The organism is Pseudomonas sp. ASL8 (assembly GCF_056680355.1).
This window is the reverse complement of the sequence record NZ_CM155278.1, coordinates 3,530,409-3,550,196: the sequence shown is the minus strand read 5'-3', so window position 1 is coordinate 3,550,196 and position 19,788 is coordinate 3,530,409. Positions and strand designations below refer to the sequence as shown.

16 protein-coding genes, 1 rRNA gene and 2 pseudogenes are annotated in these 19,788 nt (G+C 57.9%); 12 read left to right on the top strand and 7 right to left on the bottom strand.

Going from position 1 to position 19,788, the window contains the following annotated elements:
• The first annotated feature begins 2 nt into the window (after positions 1-2).
• The 10 genes from nuoE to nuoN all read left to right on the top strand — a co-directional run bounded on the left by nuoE (position 3) and on the right by nuoN (position 11,996).
• The gene (gene nuoE, locus AC1MEA_RS16345) at positions 3-500 is read left to right on the top strand and encodes an NADH-quinone oxidoreductase subunit NuoE (RefSeq protein WP_322178406.1); all 498 of its coding nucleotides are present in this window, start codon (positions 3-5) and stop codon (positions 498-500) included.
• The gene (gene nuoF, locus AC1MEA_RS16340) at positions 497-1,855 is read left to right on the top strand and encodes an NADH-quinone oxidoreductase subunit NuoF (protein ID WP_449635396.1); all 1,359 of its coding nucleotides are present in this window, start codon (positions 497-499) and stop codon (positions 1,853-1,855) included. The genes nuoE and nuoF overlap by 4 nt, the downstream gene beginning before the upstream one ends.
• 137 nt (positions 1,856-1,992) lie before the next feature.
• Positions 1,993-4,710: an NADH-quinone oxidoreductase subunit NuoG gene (nuoG, locus tag AC1MEA_RS16335; protein WP_449635397.1), complete on the top strand. Its 2,718-nt coding sequence runs from the start codon at positions 1,993-1,995 to the stop codon at positions 4,708-4,710.
• Positions 4,707-5,714, top strand: coding sequence for an NADH-quinone oxidoreductase subunit NuoH (gene nuoH, locus AC1MEA_RS16330; protein ID WP_219064408.1), 1,008 nt, complete (start codon positions 4,707-4,709; stop codon positions 5,712-5,714). Before nuoG ends, nuoH begins: the two co-directional genes overlap by 4 nt.
• A 12-nt stretch (positions 5,715-5,726) precedes the next feature.
• Positions 5,727-6,275, top strand: coding sequence for an NADH-quinone oxidoreductase subunit NuoI (nuoI, locus tag AC1MEA_RS16325; RefSeq protein WP_219064407.1), 549 nt, complete (start codon positions 5,727-5,729; stop codon positions 6,273-6,275).
• A 9-nt stretch (positions 6,276-6,284) separates the two neighbouring features.
• Positions 6,285-6,785, top strand: coding sequence for an NADH-quinone oxidoreductase subunit J (gene nuoJ / locus AC1MEA_RS16320; RefSeq protein WP_219064406.1), 501 nt, complete (start codon positions 6,285-6,287; stop codon positions 6,783-6,785).
• A gap of 4 nt (positions 6,786-6,789) precedes the next feature.
• Positions 6,790-7,098, top strand: a complete 309-nt coding sequence (gene nuoK / locus AC1MEA_RS16315) for an NADH-quinone oxidoreductase subunit NuoK (RefSeq protein WP_219064405.1) — start codon at positions 6,790-6,792, stop codon at positions 7,096-7,098.
• Positions 7,095-8,948, top strand: coding sequence for an NADH-quinone oxidoreductase subunit L (nuoL, locus tag AC1MEA_RS16310; RefSeq protein ID WP_219064404.1), 1,854 nt, complete (start codon positions 7,095-7,097; stop codon positions 8,946-8,948). Before nuoK ends, nuoL begins: the two co-directional genes overlap by 4 nt.
• Before the next feature lie 39 nt (positions 8,949-8,987).
• Positions 8,988-10,520 (top strand): NADH-quinone oxidoreductase subunit M, encoded by a 1,533-nt coding sequence (gene nuoM, locus AC1MEA_RS16305; protein ID WP_449635399.1) that lies wholly within the window; start codon positions 8,988-8,990, stop codon positions 10,518-10,520.
• A gap of 6 nt (positions 10,521-10,526) precedes the next feature.
• Entirely contained in the window at positions 10,527-11,996 is a 1,470-nt protein-coding gene (nuoN, locus tag AC1MEA_RS16300; RefSeq protein ID WP_480416776.1) for an NADH-quinone oxidoreductase subunit NuoN, read from the top strand.
• A gap of 51 nt (positions 11,997-12,047) precedes the next feature.
• Here nuoN and AC1MEA_RS16295 read toward each other — a convergent pair whose 3' ends face one another.
• From AC1MEA_RS16295 to AC1MEA_RS16270, 6 genes and pseudogenes are all read right to left on the bottom strand, one after another.
• Positions 12,048-13,112: an AI-2E family transporter gene (locus AC1MEA_RS16295; RefSeq protein WP_219064401.1), complete on the bottom strand. Its 1,065-nt coding sequence runs from the start codon at positions 13,110-13,112 to the stop codon at positions 12,048-12,050.
• A gap of 160 nt (positions 13,113-13,272) precedes the next feature.
• Positions 13,273-13,863 (bottom strand): annotated as a pseudogene (locus tag AC1MEA_RS16290) (methyl-accepting chemotaxis protein); the annotation flags it as partial.
• A 315-nt stretch (positions 13,864-14,178) separates the two neighbouring features.
• Positions 14,179-14,865 (bottom strand): annotated as a pseudogene (locus AC1MEA_RS16285) (cache domain-containing protein); the annotation flags it as partial.
• A gap of 315 nt (positions 14,866-15,180) precedes the next feature.
• Positions 15,181-16,524 carry an ATP-binding protein gene (locus tag AC1MEA_RS16280; RefSeq protein WP_480416775.1) on the bottom strand — a complete coding sequence of 448 codons (1,344 nt, stop codon included), beginning with the start codon at positions 16,522-16,524 and terminating at the stop codon, positions 15,181-15,183.
• Positions 16,521-17,189: a response regulator transcription factor gene (locus AC1MEA_RS16275; protein WP_480416774.1), complete on the bottom strand. Its 669-nt coding sequence runs from the start codon at positions 17,187-17,189 to the stop codon at positions 16,521-16,523. The genes AC1MEA_RS16280 and AC1MEA_RS16275 overlap by 4 nt, the downstream gene beginning before the upstream one ends.
• Entirely contained in the window at positions 17,189-17,503 is a 315-nt protein-coding gene (locus tag AC1MEA_RS16270; RefSeq protein WP_219064397.1) for a PepSY domain-containing protein, read from the bottom strand. Before AC1MEA_RS16270 ends, AC1MEA_RS16275 begins: the two co-directional genes overlap by 1 nt.
• 274 nt (positions 17,504-17,777) lie before the next feature.
• Between AC1MEA_RS16270 and queD the strand changes: the two genes are divergently transcribed.
• Together queD and AC1MEA_RS16260 are read left to right on the top strand one after the other, a co-directional pair.
• Complete coding sequence (gene queD, locus AC1MEA_RS16265; RefSeq protein WP_219064396.1) at positions 17,778-18,134, top strand: 6-carboxytetrahydropterin synthase QueD; 357 nt, start codon at positions 17,778-17,780, stop codon at positions 18,132-18,134.
• A gap of 112 nt (positions 18,135-18,246) precedes the next feature.
• Positions 18,247-19,215 carry an IS110 family RNA-guided transposase gene (locus AC1MEA_RS16260; RefSeq protein WP_480416773.1) on the top strand — a complete coding sequence of 323 codons (969 nt, stop codon included), beginning with the start codon at positions 18,247-18,249 and terminating at the stop codon, positions 19,213-19,215.
• Between the two features lie 455 nt (positions 19,216-19,670).
• On the opposite strand, the gene rrf is transcribed toward AC1MEA_RS16260, so the two are convergent.
• Positions 19,671-19,786: ribosomal RNA gene (gene rrf / locus AC1MEA_RS16255) — 5S ribosomal RNA — on the bottom strand.
• Positions 19,787-19,788: the final 2 nt, after the last annotated feature.

Here is a 19,788-nt window from a genome sequence, read left to right as displayed (position 1 = left end):
GCATGAACAGCACGCTTATCCAGACAGACCGTTTCGCATTGAGCGAAACAGAGCGCTCGGCCATCGAGCATGAGATGCACCACTACGAAGACCCGCGTGCGGCGTCTATCGAAGCACTGAAGATCGTCCAGAAGGAACGCGGCTGGGTGCCTGATGGCGCTGTTTATGCCATTGGCGAAATCCTTGGCATTCCGGCCAGCGACGTTGAAGGGGTGGCGACGTTCTATAGCCAAATCTTCCGTCAGCCTGTCGGCCGTCACATCATTCGCGTCTGCAACAGCATGGTTTGCTTCATCGGTGGCCACGAGTCAGTGCTCAGCGAAATCCAGACGTCGCTGGGTATCGGCCTGGGTCAGACCACCGCTGACAACCGCTTCACCTTGCTGCCCGTCTGCTGCCTGGGCAACTGCGACAAGGCCCCGGCCGTGATGATCGATGACGACACTTTCGGCGACGTACAGCCTGCTGGCGTAGCCAAAATGCTGGAGGGTTACCTATGACCATCACGTCTTTCGGCCCCGCCAATCGCATCGCGCGTACGGCAGAAACTCACCCGCTGACCTGGCGCTTGCGCGATGACGGCGAACCGGTCTGGCTTGATGAATATCAAACCAAAAACGGTTACGCCGCCGCACGCAAGGCTTTCGCCGAGCAGTCGCCTGACGAAATCGTTCAAGCAGTCAAGGACTCCGGCCTCAAGGGTCGTGGCGGCGCAGGCTTTCCCACGGGTGTGAAGTGGGGCCTGATGCCCAAAGATGAGTCCATGAACATCCGCTACCTGCTGTGCAACGCGGATGAAATGGAACCCAACACCTGGAAAGACCGGATGTTGATGGAGCAACTGCCCCATTTGCTGGTCGAGGGCATGCTGATCAGCGCCCGGGCGTTGAAAGCCTATCGTGGCTACATCTTCCTGCGCGGCGAGTACACCACTGCAGCCAAGAACCTCAGACGCGCCGTGAAAGAAGCAGAAGCGGCCGGTTTGTTGGGCAAAAACATTCTGGGCACCGGTTTTGATTTCGAACTGATCGTCCACACCGGCGCTGGTCGTTATATCTGCGGCGAAGAGACCGCACTGATCAACTCCCTGGAAGGCCGCCGCGCCAACCCACGCTCCAAGCCGCCCTTCCCGGCCGCTGTCGGCGTCTGGGGCAAACCGACGTGTGTCAATAACGTCGAAACCCTGTGCAACGTGCCGGCGATCGTCGAAAACGGCAACGACTGGTACAAATCCCTGGCCCGTGCTGGCAGTGAAGACCAAGGCACCAAGCTGATGGGCTTCTCCGGCAAGGTCAAGAACCCAGGCCTGTGGGAACTGCCTTTCGGCCTGCCCGCACGCGAGTTGTTCGAAGACTACGCCGGCGGCATGCGTGATGGCTTCAAGCTCAAGTGCTGGCAGCCAGGGGGCGCCGGTACCGGCTTCCTGCTGCCTGAACACCTCGACGCCCAAATGTACGCCGGTGGCATTGCCAAGGTCGGCACGCGGATGGGTACGGGTCTGGCCATGGCCGTCGACGACAGCGTCAACATGGTTTCCCTGCTGCGCAACATGGAAGAGTTCTTCGCCCAGGAGTCCTGTGGATTCTGCACCCCCTGCCGCGACGGCCTGCCGTGGAGCGTGAAGATCCTGCGCGCTATCGAGCACGGCGAAGGCCAACCGGGCGATATCGAAACGCTGTTGGGGTTGGTCAACTTCCTCGGCCCTGGCAAGACCTTCTGCGCCCACGCACCGGGCGCTGTGGAACCTCTGGGCAGCGCAATCAAATACTTCCGGCCGGAATTCGAAGCGGGTATCGCGCCACAGCGTGATGCCAACGCGACCCTGGCCCAACGCCCGATTGTGGTTGGCGCATAACAAGACAGAAAAGGTCGGTAGCCCATAAAGCCGCCGACCTCATACCCGATGACGCCTTACAGGCTGTTTGATACGGGTAGCACCGAGATTCCATTAGCCACGCCCGCTGACAACGGGCCAACGAAGAACTTTGAACCATGGCCACTATCCACGTAGACGGCAAAGCGCTCGAGGTCGATGGCGCAGACAACCTGTTACAGGCATGTCTGTCGCTGGGCCTCGACATTCCTTATTTCTGCTGGCACCCCGCCCTTGGCAGTGTTGGCGCTTGTCGCCAATGCGCAGTCAAGCAGTACAGTGACGAGAACGACAAACGTGGTCGTATCGTCATGTCCTGCATGACCCCCGCCACTGACGGCAGCTGGATTTCCATCGACGACGAGGAGGCCAAGGTCTTCCGCGCCAGCGTCGTCGAATGGCTGATGACCAACCACCCGCACGACTGCCCGGTCTGCGAAGAAGGCGGTCATTGCCACCTGCAAGACATGACCGTAATGACCGGTCACAACGAACGCCGTTATCGCTTCACCAAACGGACTCACCAGAACCAGGAACTCGGCCCGTTCATCGCTCACGAGATGAACCGCTGCATCGCCTGCTACCGTTGCGTGCGCTTCTATAAAGACTACGCCGGCGGCACTGACCTGGGCGTATTCGGCGCCCACGACAACGTGTACTTCGGCCGTGTCGAAGATGGCGCACTGGAAAGCGAGTTCTCCGGCAACCTCACCGAGGTCTGCCCGACCGGTGTGTTCACCGACAAGACTCACTCCGAGCGCTACAACCGCAAGTGGGACATGCAGTTTTCGCCGAGCATCTGCCATGGTTGCTCCAGCGGCTGCAACATCAGCCCTGGCGAGCGCTACGGTGAGATCCGTCGTATCGAAAACCGCTACAACGGTTCGGTCAACCAGTACTTCCTGTGTGACCGTGGCCGTTTCGGTTATGGCTACGTCAACCGTGAAGACCGTCCGCGCCAGCCACTGTTGGCTGATGGCCACGTCAAACTGAGCCTCGATGCTGCGCTGGACAAGGCTGCAGATTTGCTCCGAGGCCGTAACATCGTCGGTATCGGCTCACCTCGCGCCAGCCTGGAAAGCAACTTTGCCCTGCGCGAACTGGTCGGCGCCGAGCATTTCTACTCCGGTATCGAAGCCGGTGAACTGGAACGCCTGCGTCTGATCGTCAAGGTGCTCAATGAGAGCCCGCTGCCGATCCCGACAATGCGTGACATCGAAGATCACGATGCGATTTTCGTCCTTGGCGAAGACTTGACCCAAACCGCAGCACGTATGGCCCTGGGCCTGCGTCAAGCCGTCAAGGGCAAGGCCGAAGACATGGCCGCTGCGATGAAAGTCCAGCCGTGGCTCGATGCCGCAGTGAAGAACATCGGCCAGCATGAATTGAACCCGTTGTTCATCGCGAGCCTCGCCGAGACCCGTCTCGATGACATCGCCGAAGAGTGCGTTCACGCAGCCCCAGACGACCTGGCGCGCATCGGTTTTGCCGTTGCCCACGCCCTGGACGCCAGCGCGCCCGCAGTCGAAGGTCTGGATACACAAGCACTCGAACTGGCTCAGCGCATCGCGGCTGCACTGCTCGCGGCCAAGCGTCCGTTGATTATCTCTGGCAGCTCCCTGGGCTCGACCGCACTGATCGAGGCCGCAGCGAACATCGCCAAGGCATTGAAGCTGCGCGACAAACAGGGATCGATCAGCCTAATCGTCCCGGAAGCCAACAGCATGGGCCTGGCAATGTTCGGCGGTGATTCCCTCGACGACGCATTGCAGGCTGTTATTTCCGGCAAAGCTGACGCCATCGTGGTGTTGGAAAACGATCTGTACCACCGCGTCGACGCTGCTACGGTCGATGCTGCGTTCAACGCTGCGAAAGTCGTGATCGTCGCTGACCATCAGAAAACCCCGACCAGCGACCGCGCTGATCTGGTACTGCCGGCAGCCAGCTTCGCTGAAGGCGACGGTACCCTGGTCAGCCAGGAAGGTCGCGCCCAGCGCTTCTTCCAGGTGTACGACCCGACTTATCTGGACGCCAGCATTCTGGTCCACGAAGGCTGGCGCTGGTTGCACGCCCTGCGCAGCACCCTGCTGAACAAGGCAGTGGACTGGACGTTGCTCGATCACGTCACCGAAGCCTGCGCAGCCAGCACCGCGCAATTGGCCGGGATCGTCAACGCGGCACCGTCTGCGGCGTTCCGGATCAAAGGTTTGAAACTGGCGCGTGAACCATTGCGTTACAGCGGTCGCACGGCCATGCGCGCCAACATCAGCGTGCATGAACCGCGTACTTCGCAAGACAACGACACCGCGTTCTCCTTCTCCATGGAAGGTTACTCGGGTTCGGCAGAACCTCGCCAGCAGGTGCCTTTCGCCTGGTCGCCGGGTTGGAACTCGCCGCAAGCCTGGAACAAGTTTCAAGACGAAGTCGGCGGCCACCTGCGTGCAGGTGATCCGGGAACTCGCTTGATCGAAAGCCAAGGCGATGGCCTGTCCTGGTTCGCCAGCATACCGGGCGCGTTTTCCCCGGCTCGTGGCACATGGCAAGTGGTGCCGTTCTATCACCTGTTCGGCAGCGACGAAACATCGTCCAAAGCCGCACCGGTTCAGGAACGCATTCCAGAAGCCTATGTGGCGCTGGCCAAATCCGAAGCGGATCGTCTGGGTGTCAACGACGGCGCGATGCTCAACCTGAGTGTTGCCGGTCATACCCTGCGTCTGCCGCTGCGGATCAATGAAGAGCTGGGTGCCGGTCTCGTGGCCCTGCCTGCCGGTCTGGCCGGAATCCCGCCTGCGGTGTTCGGCAAAACCGTTGACGGTCTGCAGGAGGCAGCGCTATGACCTGGTTTACCCCTGAAGTGATCGACTCGATCATCTCGGTCGTTAAAGCCATTGTGATTCTGCTGGCCGTCGTGGTCTGCGGCGCGCTGCTGAGCTGGGTCGAGCGTCGTTTGCTCGCCCTCTGGCAGGATCGTTATGGCCCGAACCGTGTTGGCCCTTTCGGTGCCTTCCAGATCGCTGCCGACATGATCAAGATGTTCTTCAAGGAAGACTGGACACCACCGTTCGCCGACAAGGTGATTTTCACCCTGGCACCGGTTGTGGCCATGAGTGCCTTGCTGATTGCTTTCGCGATCATCCCGATCACCCCGACCTGGGGCGTGGCGGATCTGAACATCGGCTTGCTGTTCTTCTTCGCCATGGCCGGTTTGTCGGTCTATGCGGTGCTGTTCGCCGGATGGTCGAGCAACAACAAGTTCGCCTTGCTCGGCAGCCTGCGGGCTTCAGCACAGACCGTGTCCTATGAAGTGTTCATGGGTCTGGCGCTGATGGGCATCGTGGTGCAGGTTGGCTCGTTCAACATGCGCGATATCGTCGAGTACCAGGCACAGAATCTGTGGTTCATCATTCCGCAGTTCTTTGGCTTTTGTACGTTCTTTATCGCAGGCGTTGCGGTGACTCACCGTCACCCGTTCGACCAACCGGAAGCCGAACAAGAGTTAGCCGATGGTTACCACATCGAATATGCCGGCATGAAGTGGGGCATGTTCTTCGTCGGTGAGTACATCGGTATCGTGCTGATCTCGGCGCTGCTGGTGACCTTGTTCTTCGGCGGCTGGCATGGCCCGTTCGACATCCTGCCTTCGCTGTCGTTCTTCTGGTTCGCCCTGAAGACCGCGTTCTTCATCATGCTCTTCATTCTGTTGCGCGCTTCTATCCCGCGCCCACGGTATGACCAGGTGATGGATTTCAGCTGGAAATTCTGCCTGCCGCTGACCCTGATCAATTTGCTGGTGACCGCTGCGATCGTGTTGTTGAACACGCCCGCTGTCGCGGCTCAGTGAGGATAAAGACCCATGCTCAAGTATCTGTTTGACATCGTGCATGGCACCTACACCCAGCTTCGCAGCTTGGTGATGGTGTTTTCCCATGCATTTCGCAAGCGCGACACGCTGCAATACCCGGAAGAGCCGGTGTACCTGCCGCCGCGCTACCGCGGCCGCATCGTCCTGACCCGCGACCCTGACGGTGAAGAGCGTTGCGTAGCCTGCAACCTGTGCGCCGTAGCCTGCCCGGTTGGCTGCATCTCGTTGCAGAAAGCCGAAACCGACGACGGCCGTTGGTACCCGGAGTTTTTCCGCATCAACTTCTCGCGCTGCATTTTCTGTGGCCTCTGCGAGGAAGCCTGCCCGACCACCGCGATCCAGCTGACACCGGATTTCGAAATGGCCGAGTTCAAACGTCAGGATCTGGTTTACGAGAAGGAAGATCTGCTGATCTCCGGCCCTGGTAAAAACCCTGATTACAACTTCTATCGCGTTGCCGGTATGGCCATCGCCGGTAAGCCTAAAGGCTCCGCGCAGAATGAAGCCGAACCGATCAACGTGAAGAGCTTGCTGCCTTAAGGAAGAAAGATGGAATTCGCTTTCTATTTCGCATCCGGCGTCGCTGTTGTGTCCACCCTTCGGGTGATCACCAACACGAACCCGGTGCACGCCCTGCTCTACCTGATCATTTCGCTGATCGCTGTCGCCATGACCTTTTTCAGCCTCGGTGCTCCCTTTGCCGGTGTACTGGAAGTCATCGCTTACGCAGGCGCCATCATGGTCCTGTTCGTGTTTGTGGTGATGATGTTGAACCTGGGCCCGGCCTCGGTGCAGCAAGAACGTACCTGGCTCAAACCCGGCATCTGGATCGGCCCGGTGGCACTGGGCGTACTGCTGCTCGCGGAGCTGCTGTACGTGCTGTTCGCCAATCCGACCGGCGCAGGCATCGGCCACACCACGGTGGACGCCAAAGCGGTAGGTATCAGCCTGTTTGGTCCTTATCTGTTGGTGGTGGAACTTGCCTCGATGCTGCTCCTCGCGGCAGCGGTAACGGCATTCCATCTCGGCCGCAACGAGGCGAAGGAGTAAAGCCATGAATGCAATCCCTCTTGAACACGGTCTGGCGGTCGCCGGTATCCTGTTCTGCCTCGGTCTGGTCGGTCTGATGGTACGGCGCAACATCCTCTTCGTGCTGATGAGCCTGGAGATCATGATGAACGCGTCTGCTCTTGCGTTCGTCGTTGCCGGTAGCCGTTGGGCGCAGCCGGATGGACAGATCATGTTCATCCTGGTGATCAGCCTTGCAGCCGCCGAGGCCAGTATTGGCCTGGCGATCCTGATGCAGCTGTATCGCCGCTTCCACACTCTCGATATCGACGCTGCCAGCGAGATGCGCGGATGAACCTTCTCTTTCTGACTTTCGTATTCCCCCTGATCGGTTTCCTGTTGCTCGCGTTCTCTCGTGGACGCATCTCGGAAAACCTTGCCGCGCTGATCGGCGTTGGCTCCATCGGACTGTCGGCCATCGTGACGGCCTGGATCATTTGGCAATTCAACGTCGCACCGCCTGAGGGTGGTCACTACACCCAACTGCTGTGGCGCTGGATGTCAGTGGACGGCTTCGAACCGAACTTCGCCCTGTACCTTGATGGTCTTTCCGTGACCATGATGGGTGTGGTGGTGGGTGTAGGCTTCCTGATCCACCTGTTCGCTTCCTGGTACATGCGCGGTGAGGCCGGTTACTCGCGCTTCTTCGCCTACACCAACCTGTTCATCGCCAGCATGCTGTTCCTGATCCTCGGCGATAACCTGTTGTTCCTGTACCTGGGTTGGGAAGGCGTGGGCCTGTGCAGCTATCTGTTGATCGGTTTCTACTACAGCAACCGCAACAACGGTAACGCCGCGCTCAAGGCCTTTGTCGTCACCCGCATCGGCGACGTGTTCATGGCCATTGGCCTGTTCATTTTGTTCCAGCAGCTGGGTACGCTAAATATCCAGGAGCTTCTGGTGCGTGCACCGGAGCATTTCAGTGCAGGTGATTTCTGGATTGTGCTGGCAACCTTGATGCTGCTCGGTGGTGCTGTCGGTAAATCCGCGCAACTGCCGCTGCAAACCTGGCTGGCAGATGCAATGGCGGGTCCAACGCCGGTGTCGGCATTGATCCACGCCGCGACCATGGTGACCGCCGGTGTCTACCTGATCGCACGGACCCACGGTCTGTTCGAACTGGCACCCGATGTCCTGCATCTGGTCGGTATCGTCGGCGGCGTAACGCTGGTGTTGGCAGGTTTCGCGGCGTTGGTGCAAACCGACATCAAACGTATCCTTGCCTACTCGACCATGAGCCAGATCGGCTACATGTTCCTGGCGCTGGGTGTGGGTGCCTGGGAAGGCGCGATTTTCCACTTGATGACCCACGCCTTCTTCAAGGCGCTGCTGTTCCTCGCGTCCGGTGCGGTGATCGTTGCCTGCCACCACGAGCAGAACATCTTCAAGATGGGCGGCCTGTGGAAAAAACTGCCACTGGCCTACGCCAGCTTCATCGTCGGTGGCGCTGCGTTGTCTGCCCTGCCACTGCTGACCGCCGGTTTCTACTCCAAGGATGAGATTCTTTGGGAAGCCTTCGCCAGCGGTAACCATGCGCTGCTGTACGCAGGCCTGGTCGGCGCGTTCATGACGTCCCTGTATACCTTCCGTCTGATCTTCATCACATTCCACGGTGAAGCCAAGACCGAAGCGCACGCCGGTCACGGTATCGCTCACTGGCTGCCGCTGTCGGTGCTGATCATTCTGTCGACCTTTATCGGCGCACTGATCACCCCACCGTTGGCCGGTGTCTTGCCGCAGAGCGTCGGCCATGCCGGTGGTGAAGCCAAGCACAGTCTGGAAATCGCCTCGGGGGCCATTGCCATGGCCGGTATCCTGCTTGCGGCCCTGCTGTTTCTCGGCAAGCGTCGCTTTGCTACTGCTGTCGCCAACAGCGCTCCGGGGCGGTTCCTTACGACCTGGTGGTTCGCGGCATGGGGCTTCGACTGGCTGTACGACAAGCTGTTCGTCAAACCTTATCTGATGATCAGCCATGTGCTGCGCAAAGACCCACTCGACCACACCATTGGTTTGATCCCGCGTCTGGTCAAAGGCAGTCATAACGCCCTGAGCCGCACCGAGACCGGCCAACTGCGTTGGTACGCTGCTTCAATGGCTGCAGGCGCTGTATTGGTGCTTGGCGCCATCGTGCTGGTTGCGGTCTGACATGAACCTTGCGAATTTGCGAAAGGAATTGAGCCCGTCATGATTCTGCCTTGGCTAATCCTGATCCCCTTTATCGGCGGCCTGCTGTGCTGGCTGGGTGAGCGCTTCAGCTCTACCCTGCCACGCTGGATTGCGCTGTTGACCATGTCTCTGGAACTCGCCCTCGGCCTCTGGCTGTGGACCCATGGAGACTTCCACTTTGCTCCGGCGCCTGGCGTCGACCCCACATGGGTTGTCGAATTCAAGCATCAGTGGATCGAACGCTTCGGCATCAGTGTGCACCTGGCCCTCGACGGCCTGTCGCTGCTGATGGTGTTGCTGACCGGCCTGCTCGGCGTGCTGTCAGTGCTGTGTTCGTGGAAAGAGATCCAGCGTAACGTTGGCTTCTTCCACCTCAACCTGATGTGGATCCTGGGCGGCGTGGTTGGTGTGTTCCTCGCCATCGACCTGTTCATGTTCTTCTTCTTCTGGGAAGTGATGCTGGTGCCGATGTATTTCCTCATCGCGCTCTGGGGTCATAGTTCATCGGACGGCAAGAAGACCCGGATCTACGCGGCGACCAAGTTCTTCATCTTCACTCAGGCCAGCGGCCTGATCATGTTGGTGGCGATCCTGGGTCTGGTGCTGGTCAACTTCAACACCACCGGTGTGATCACGTTCGACTACACCGAGCTACTCAAGACGAAGCTGGCACCCGGCACTGAATACATTCTGATGCTGGGCTTTTTCATCGCCTTCGCGGTGAAGCTGCCAGTGGTGCCGTTCCACTCCTGGCTGCCGGACGCTCACGCTCAAGCGCCGACCGCAGGCTCCGTCGATTTGGCCGGTATCCTGCTGAAAACAGCTGCTTATGGCTTGCTGCGCTTCGCCCTGCCGTTGTTCCCCAACGCATCGGCAGAATTCGCGCCCATCGCCATGACCCTGGGCCTGATCGGTATCTTCTACGGTGCGTTCCTCGCGTTCGCCCAGACCGATATCAAGCGCCTGGTCGCGTTCTCCAGCGTCTCGCACATGGGCTTCGTGTTGATCGGTATCTACTCCGGTAGCCAACAAGCCCTGCAGGGTGCCGTGATTCAGATGCTCGCTCACGGTATCTCGGCAGCGGCACTGTTTATCCTCAGCGGCCAGTTGTACGAGCGCATGCACACCCGTGACATGCGGGAAATGGGCGGGTTGTGGTCACGCATCGCCTACCTGCCCGCGATCAGCCTGTTCTTCGCGGCCGCGTCCCTCGGCTTGCCTGGCACCGGTAACTTCGTTGGCGAGTTCCTGATTCTGATGGGCACGTTTGTCAGCGCCCCCTGGATCACCGCGATTGCAACGTCTGGCCTGGTACTCGGCTCGGTCTACTCGCTGATCATGATCCACCGCGCCTACTTCGGCCCTTCCAAGTCGGATGCAGTTCTGGCCGGGATGGATGCACGTGAATTGATCATGGTGCTGGGACTGGCGGCACTGCTGATCTGGATCGGCATTTACCCGCAACCGTTCCTCGATACCTCTGCCGCTACGATGCATGGCGTGCAGCAATGGCTTGGCACCGCCTTCACTCAACTTGCTTCGGCCCGGTAGAGCATTATGGACCTGACGATTCAACACTTTATTGCGCTTGCGCCGCTGCTGATTACCAGCGCCACGATTGTCGTGGTGATGCTGGGTATCGCCTGGCGTCGCAATCATTCGCAAACATTCCTGCTCACCGTGGCCGGACTCAACCTGGCACTGCTGTCGATCTACCCGGCGCTGAAAGTTGCGCCACTGGTGGTGACACCGCTGCTGAAAATCGATAATTTCGCCTGCCTGTATATGGGGCTGATCCTGGCCTCGACCCTGGCGTGCGTGACCTTGGCGCACGCCTATCTCGGTGAGAAGTCTTCTGGCTACCCCGGCAACCGCGAAGAACTTTACCTGCTGATTCTGCTGGCGTCGGCCGGTGGTCTGGTATTGGTCAGCGCGCAACACCTGGCGGGCCTGTTCATCGGTCTGGAACTGCTGTCGGTGCCGGTCTATGGCCTGGTGGCTTACGCCTTCTTCAACAAGCGCTCACTCGAAGGCGGCATCAAGTACATGGTGTTGTCGGCCGCAGGTTCTGCATTCCTGCTGTTCGGTATGGCGTTGCTGTATGCCGAAGCTGGCAGCTTGAGTTTCAGCGGTATCGGTGTGGCCCTGGCGGCGACCGGCCTGCCTAGCCCGATTGCGACATTGGGCCTGGGCATGATATTGGTGGGCCTGGCGTTCAAGCTGTCACTGGTGCCTTTCCACTTGTGGACCCCGGACGTTTACGAGGGCGCCCCTGCCCCGGTGGCGGCTTTCCTGGCCACCGCCAGTAAAGTGGCAGTGTTCGCTGTTCTGGTGCGACTGTTCCAGATCTCCCCGGCGGCCAGCAGTGGCGTGCTGCACGATGTACTGGCGGTCATTGCAGTCGCTTCGATTCTGATCGGTAACCTGCTGGCGCTGACTCAGACCAACCTCAAGCGTCTGCTCGGTTATTCATCTATCGCCCACTTCGGCTACCTGATGATCGCGCTGGTTGCCAGCAATGGCATCGCGGTCGAGGCGATTGGCGTGTACCTGGTGACCTACGTGATCACCACCTTGGGTGCTTTCGGTGTTGTTACCCTGATGTCCTCGCCTTACAGCGGTCGTGACGCGGACGCTCTGTTCGAATACCGCGGCCTGTTCTGGCGTCGTCCTTACCTGACTGCAGTGATGACCTTGATGATGCTATCGCTGGCGGGTATCCCGTTGACGGCCGGCTTCATCGGTAAGTTCTACATCATCACCACGGGCGTCGAGTCGCACCTGTGGTGGTTGTTAGGTTCGCTGGTCATCGGCAGCGGCATTGGCGTGTTCTATTACCTGCGAGTGATGGTCACGCTGTACCTGGTCGAGCCCAAGCTGCACCGTCACGATGCCCCATTCAACTGGGCACAGCGTACCGGTGGCGTGATGCTGCTGGTGATTGCAGTCCTGGCCTTCGTTTTGGGTGTCTACCCACAACCACTGCTGGACATGGTGCAACACGCAGGCCTGCAACTGGTCAGCTGATACGTTGAAGCAAAAAAACCCTGCTCACGCAGGGTTTTTTTTGCAGGAAATTTAACCAGGCAAACGCATGGTCCGCTTGGCCCCGACAAACAACCCCCAGGTCGACATGAACAACGCAGCCACCATTGGCCCGATGACAAACCCGTTCAGGCCGAATACCGCCATGCCGCCCAGGGTAGAGATCAAAATCAGGTAGTCCGGCATTTTAGTGTCCTTGCCTACTAGGATCGGCCGCAGGACGTTGTCTACCAGTCCGATCACGAATACCCCGAACAGCCCGAGCACCACGCCTTGCCAGATCATGCCGCTGAGCAGGAAGTAAGCCGCCACTGGCGCCCAGACGATTCCCGCCCCCACCGCTGGCAGCAATGACAGAAAGGCCATCATGACCGCCCAGAGCAAGACACTTGGGATGTCGAGTACCCAGAAAATAAACCCACCCAGCGCGCCTTGGGACACGGCTACCACAACATTGCCTTTGACCGTTGCCCGTACCACTCGGGTGAACTTCAGCTGCAAACGGCGTTTTTGCGGTTCGGCCAATGGCACGGCGATACGGATTTTGCGCACCAGCTCAGGACCATCGCGCAGGAAGAAAAACAACAGGTACAGCATGATGAAAAAACTCACCACAAAATCAAACGTGCCCTGACCCACGCTGAACGCCTGTGTCGCCAGGTATTGGCTACCTTGCATTGCACCTTTGACGATTTTATCGCGCAGGCCATTAAGGTCGCCCATGCCGAGGCGATCAAGTAAATGCCTGAAGTACGGCGGCAATGCTTCTTTGAACTGTGCCAGGTACTTGGCAATGTCCAGTTGCCCGCTTTCGATAGCCTTGTAAAGGGAAGCGCCTTCCTGGACCAGCAACGTGCTGATTACGATAACCGGAAGAATCGCGATCACCAGGCAGACCATCAAGGTGCACAGCGACGTCAGATTGCGTTGCCAACCAAAGCGCAGCAACAACCGCCGCTGGAGGGGCGCGAAGATAATGCCCAGGATCACCGCCCAGAAGACGGCGCCGTAAAAGGGCAAAAGAATCCAGATGAATGCGATGGTCACCAGCACCAACAGCACGAGAAAGGTTTTGTATTGCAGCGTGTTTTCGTTCATGTCCTGTCCACGTCAGTAAGACCCGGGATTCACTCGGCCTACTGCTTAGTCCACCAATCCACAGACGAGTGCCATCCGCTGTGCGATCAGCCTGGATAGGGAAGAGGTCATGGGGTATAGCTAAGCGGGATAAGGCCATTGCGGCCTTATCCCGTGCGGATCAGATACGGAACTGCCCGACCAATTTGCCCAGGCGTTGCCCCAGGTCTGCCAGGCTGCGCGAAGTCTGTGCGCTTTGCTGGGTTTGGTCGGCGACACTGTCCACCGATTGGGCTATCTGATGCACACTGCGGTTGATCTCTTCGGCGACGGCGGTCTGCTCTTCGGCCGCGCTGGCAATCTGCGCGTTCATTGAGTTAATCGTACCTATCAGCGCCGCAATCGTGTCCAGCGAGACGCCTGCTTCGTTGGCTCGCGCCGACGTACCATCGCCTGCCTCACTGGAACGACGCATGGAGTCTACGGCGCCCTGCGTACCCAGTTGCAGACGATCGATCATGCCCTGGATCTCTTGGGTACTCTGCTGGGTCCGGCTGGCCAACGCCCGCACCTCATCTGCTACCACGGCAAAGCCACGTCCAGCCTCCCCTGCCCTCGCGGCCTCAATCGCCGCGTTTAGCGCCAGCAAATTGGTCTGATCAGCAATCGAGCGAATCACCCCGAGCACGCTCACAATCGAAGACACGTCATTCTGTAAGCTGTCCAGGGACGTTCCGCTGCTACGAATATCATCAACCAACGCATGGATCTGCTTGATACTGCCATCCACCACACGCTTGGCCGCCTGGCCTTCGACGTCGGTTTGTTGGGCGGCGACTGCTGCGCCCTGTGCACTTTTAGCCACCTCTTGAGCCGCTGCGGACATTTCGTTGATCGCGGTAGCTACTTGATCGGTTTCGTGACGCTGACGCTCCATCGCTTGCTCGGAGCGATGGGCCTGATCGGACACTTCGCTGACCAATCCAGTCAGTTGCGTGGTCATTTCGGTTATTTGGCGCACCATCCCATGAATTTTGTCGACGAAGCGGTTAAACGAGCTCGCCAGATCGCCTAACTCATCCCCGCTAGTGACCACCAGCCGACGAGTCAGATCGCCTTCGCCAGCGGCAATGTCGTCCAGATTCGCTTTCATCAAACGCAATGGACGCACAATGGTGCCCGCCAGGACCGCCCCAACGACGGCAATTAACACCAGCAGTAGCAGAGCAACGCCGATAATGCTCAGCAACATCTCCTCCAGGCGCGCATCAACGTTCTTCTTGACCTCCGCGACCTGAGCTTCGATCCCGTCCAGGTTGACGGCGGTACCAATGACCATGTCCCACTTGGGCAGGTATTCGGTGAAAGCGAGCTTGGGAATCAATACTTGAGAGTTGCCGGGCAACGACGACGAGTATTGTAAATAATGGGTGCCGGCCTTGCCGACCGCGACCAGTTCGCGGTTGACGTAAACCCCATTCGGATCGCGGGCATCTTTGAAGCTTTTACCAATGTCTTCCGGGCTACTGCCCTTGAACAGACGTACCGCTTCCGAGTCGTAACCGAAGAAATAACCGTCCTTGCCATAGGTAATGGTGGAAAGCATTTTCACCACCTGCGCTCGCACGCTCGCGTCCCCAGGGGCTGCCGCGTCGTACAGAGGCTTGATGCTACCCAGCGCCACGGCGACGTAGCTTTGCAGCGTGGCTTTGGTTTCGTTGAGCAGGCGCTGTCGGGTGTCCTCGACCTCTTTTTTTGCCTGTCCCTGCAACATCAACACCGTGGTAGCGCTGATTACCAGAGCAAAAATCAACACGGGCAGGACTGCCAATGACAGTACTTTGGTCTTCAAATTAAGACGCATAAGTTTTCACTCTTATTGGTATTCCAATGTTTAGGTCGCAACGTTTTATTCGTTAGCGGCCCCAACCCTAAAAAGTTGAGAAGCGTCCGTCAGCTTTGTAGGCAAAAGCGTCATTTGTTGTCGGGATGAAGAAACAATGTGAATCGCGGATAGCGATAAAACGCCCGCCCGACTCGCTAGAAGGACCTCTCCATGTCGCTCAGGCAGTTTTCCATTCAATGGACATTAACGGTGGGTATCCGAATGATCGAGCATCGTTCGCTCGGGAAGATCAATGCGTACCTGAAGTCCGCCCAAAGGGCTGGACAGCAACTTCAGCTGACCGCCCCATGCATCGACAATATCACGCACGATACCCAGCCCGAGACCGTGTCCGCTGACCTGTTCATCCAGCCGTGAACCACGGCCGAGCACCTCGTCGCGACGAGCCTCAGGAATACCAGGGCCGTCATCATCGATCAGCAAACAATAACTCTTCGACTGGTGCGTGATACTCAGGCGCACCGCGCTGTCGGCCCACTTGCACGCGTTGTCCAACAGATTGCCCATCAACTCAAGAAGGTCCTCCCTGTCCCATGGCAGACATAGGCCGGACGTAACCGCCCTGCTCATCTGCAGGTGATCGCCATGGATCATGCCCAGTGTTGCGAACAGGCCTGGCAACTCTGCGTCACAATCGAACTGCGCACCGGGCAAGGCGTCTCCAGACAGGCGAGCACGGTTCAATTCACGGGTCAGGCGCTGTTGAATCTGCTCCAGTTGTTCGCGCAACGTGCTGCGCAAGGCGGGGTAAGCATCAAGCTTTTCACTGGCAGCCAGACTCACCAGCACCGCCAGAGGCGTTTTCAACGCATGTCCCATGTTGCCGAGGGCATTACGTGAACGCTTGAGGCTGTCCTCGGTATGAGCGAGCAAGTGGTTGATCTGTGCAACCAACGGCTCAAGCTCGACCGGCACATGATCATCGAGCTGTGAGCGCTGCCCCAGCTGCAACTGAGCGATCTGCTCTCGGGCAGTCTCCAGTGGCCTAAGCGCACGACGCACCGTGAGGCGTTGCAGGACGAGGATCAAAATCAACGCCGCGCCCCCCAACCCCAGACCAATTTGCTGCACACGCTGAAAGCTGGCTTCCACCGGGGTGTAGTCTTGAGCCACGGTAATGGAAATCGCCTGCCCGAATCGACGGTAGTCCGCACGCAGAACCAGCAATGACTGACCGCTTTGTCCCAGCTCGAAATTGGTGTGCAGGCCCGGCGTTTCCGGGGTGGGGAACTCAATATCCCACAGCGAGCGAGAGCGCCAATGCCCTTCAGGAAAGTCGACTTGGAAATAATGGCCCGAATAAGGCTGCTGGTAGGCAGGTGTCAGGTGACGCTCATCCAGTTGAAGGCCTTCTGGACCCCGTGAAAGTGCTACTAACAGGTTCTGGCTTTCATTGCGCAGCCCTGACTCCAGGTAGCGCTGCAATCCCAGCTCAAACAACCACAAGCTGGTCTGAGCCAACACCAGGCCCACGATGAGCAGCACACTGATCAAACCCAGACTGAGACGAGCCTGTATGGACCTCACTCGACTTCCTCACCGAAGCGATAGCCTTGACCGCGACGCGTCTCGATCACCGTGCGGCCGAGTTTGCGCCGTAGGTGATTGACGTGAACTTCGATCACATTTGAGTCGCGTTCGCTTTCACCGTCATAGAGATGCTCGGCCAAATGGCTTTTAGACAGTATCTGCTCGGGATGCAGCATGAAGTAGCGCAGTAAACGAAATTCAGCAGCGGTCAGCTGAATTTCAACGCTGCCCTGGGTCACGCATTGACGGCCCTCGTCCAGATGCAAACCCGCAGCCTCTAGCCTGGGTTTATTGACCTGACCATGTGAACGCCGCAGCAATGCTTGAATTCGCAGCTGTAGCTCTTCGGGGTGAAAAGGCTTGCTCAGGTAGTCATCGGCGCCCGCCTTAAGCCCTTCAATGCGCTCAGCCCATGAGCCTCGGGCGGTCAGAATCAAGACGGGGGTAGCCAAACCACTGGCACGCCATTTCTGAAGTACGTCGAGGCCCGGCAAACCTGGAAGTCCCAGGTCCAGGATAATCAAATCATAGGGTTCACTGCCCCCCTGGTAAACCGCATCACGTCCATCGGCAAGCCAGTCTACCGCGTAGCCCTGGCGTTTAAGCCCAGCGACCAGCTCATCTGCCAGCGGCACATGGTCTTCAACCAATAACAGCCGCATCAATCATCTTCCTTGTCCTTTAATAATCGACTGTCGCGAGCGTCGAACTTCAACTCCCGGACCACACCTTCCACGGTCAGCAACTCTATGTCGTAGAGGTATACGCCGTGTTTCTCCTCAAGCTCAGCCTCCAACAGCTTTGAGCCAGGGTAACGTCCCAGAGCTTGCCCTATCAGTTGTTCGAGCGGCAGGATCACTCCTTGCTGACGTAATTTCAGCGCTTCATCCTGATCCAGGTCCCGGGCGCCCAGCCCAGAGCAGAACAGAGCCAGGAGCAATGCGAAAAACCTGTAAGGATGCTCACTCACTTTCATTACGTGTCCTGCAGTGCTGTGACGGCTTTCATATCAGGCCTCCGTAAAAATAAATGCTTTGTACGGCTACAACGATAAACAACTCAACTTAATTGAAGCTGAATTTATCTGGCTAGGTGCCATCAGCCATCAGGCGAACAGGCGAACAGGCGAACAGCTTACAGCTGTGCTGGACCTGCGGTTTGTTTTAGCGCATAGGGCAAACCATTGCTGCTAAACTGCCCGCCTGCTTTTATCGCCTTGGCGATAGCCACTTTCTAGAGTCGAATACACTGTGGAAATTTTCAAAGAGTTTACGTTCGAATCAGCACACCGCCTGCCCCACGTACCTGAGGGCCATAAGTGCGGACGTCTGCATGGGCATTCATTTCGTGTGGCCGTCTATTTGGCGGGCAAAGTCGATCCTCATACAGGCTGGATTCGTGATTTTTCCGAAATCAAAGCGATCTTCAAGCCACTCTATGAGCGCCTCGATCACAACTATTTGAACGACATTCCGGGTCTTGAAAATCCAACCAGCGAAGTCCTGGCGAAATGGATTTGGGATCAGCTGAAGCCTTTGCTCCCAGAGCTCTCAGCCATTCGTATTCATGAGACCTGCACAAGCGGTTGTGAATACCGCGGTGACTGAGTTGAATTCAGTCATAAAAAACCACCAGATTGGTGGCTAATGAGATGGTCACCCCCAACACCCTGCGAGGGCTACGCTTTCGCAGGGTGTTTTGTTTTCGGAGGCCATCCTCATGAGCGAGTCAGCACTGATCGGTATCGATCTCGGCAAACACAATTTCCACCTTTACGGCCAAGACACGTCGGGCCGCGAAGTGTTTCGTAAAAAACTCTCACGAGCGCAGATGATGCAGTTTTTCGGCAACTTGCCGAACTGTGTCGTGGCGATGGAGGCCTGTGCCGGGTCCCATTTTGTCGCTCGCCAGCTGATGGCGATGGGGCACACGGCCAAGCTGATTTCTCCGCAGTTTGTTCGTCCCTTCGTCAAGGGCAACAAAAACGACTTTGTCGACGCTGAGGCGATTTGTGAGGCAGCTTCCCGCCCTTCAATGCGTTTCGTTACGCCTAAAACCGAAGCCCAGCAAACCCTTTCGGTGTTGCATCGTATGCGCGAATCGCTGGTGCGCGATCGCACCAGAACCGCCAATCAGATGCACGGTTTTCTGCTGGAGTTTGGAATCAACTTGCCTAAAGGACTGGCGGTTATGAAGCGTTTGGCGAGCGTCTTGGCTGAGCATGAAGTGCCCGTGCGGCTGACGGTGTTGTTGCAGCGCCTGCACGATCACTTTGTCTACCTGGATGAGCAAATCAAGGCGTTGGATAAAGAACTGACGTGCCAACTGGCCGACGATGATCTGGGCAGCCGCTTGCTGAGCATGCCCTGTGTCGGCCCGATCACCGCCAGCCTGCTGGCTGTGGAGATGGGCGATGGCAAACAGTATCGATGCAGCCGCGACTTTGCCGCCTCTGTTGGCCTAGTGCCCAGGCAATACAGCACGGGCGGCAAGGCTAACCTGCTGGGGATCAGCAAGCGCGGCGATAAGCACCTTCGGCAATTGTTGGTGCAGTGCTCCAGGGTCTATATGCAGAGACTGGATCACCAAAAAGGGGCTCTGGCCGACTGGGTGCGCTCACTGCTCAGCCGACGACACTCGAATGTAGTGGCTTGTGCCTTGGCCAATAAACTGGCGCGTATCGCCTGAGCGATAGCCGCCCATCATACGCAATACGAAGCAGGGCCAGACGCCTTGAACGCCTGACCCTGCGGTTGTTGCAGTACCACGAATCACCTTTCAGGTTTTGCGATAGCTGAACAACGGATGACGTGAACGGCCCACCGACCTGGCGAAGATCCTGACATAAAAATCGGCTTCAGAAGCCGATCGATTTTTAAGGATCGTCAGGCGCGACTCTCATCGTGGCGCTGGGGCATGCCCCAAACAAACGCCGGATAGATTTAAGCAAGCCAACCGCTTCATCCATTAATCAGTATTGCAAAAATGGGGGTGACCATAGATTTTTATGGCTATGGATTTTGTACCGCATGCGAGTATGGCTCCCGATGCCTGCGGACTGGAGTTTTTCGATGGGGAAGATATTTTCCCAGCGCACAAACAAAACCCCTGTCTGCATAAGCAGACAGGGGTTCGGAATTTAATCTTGACGATGACCTACTCTCACATGGGGAAACCCCACACTACCATCGGCGATGCATCGTTTCACTGCTGAGTTCGGGATGGGATCAGGTGGTTCCAATGCTCTATGGTCGTCAAGAA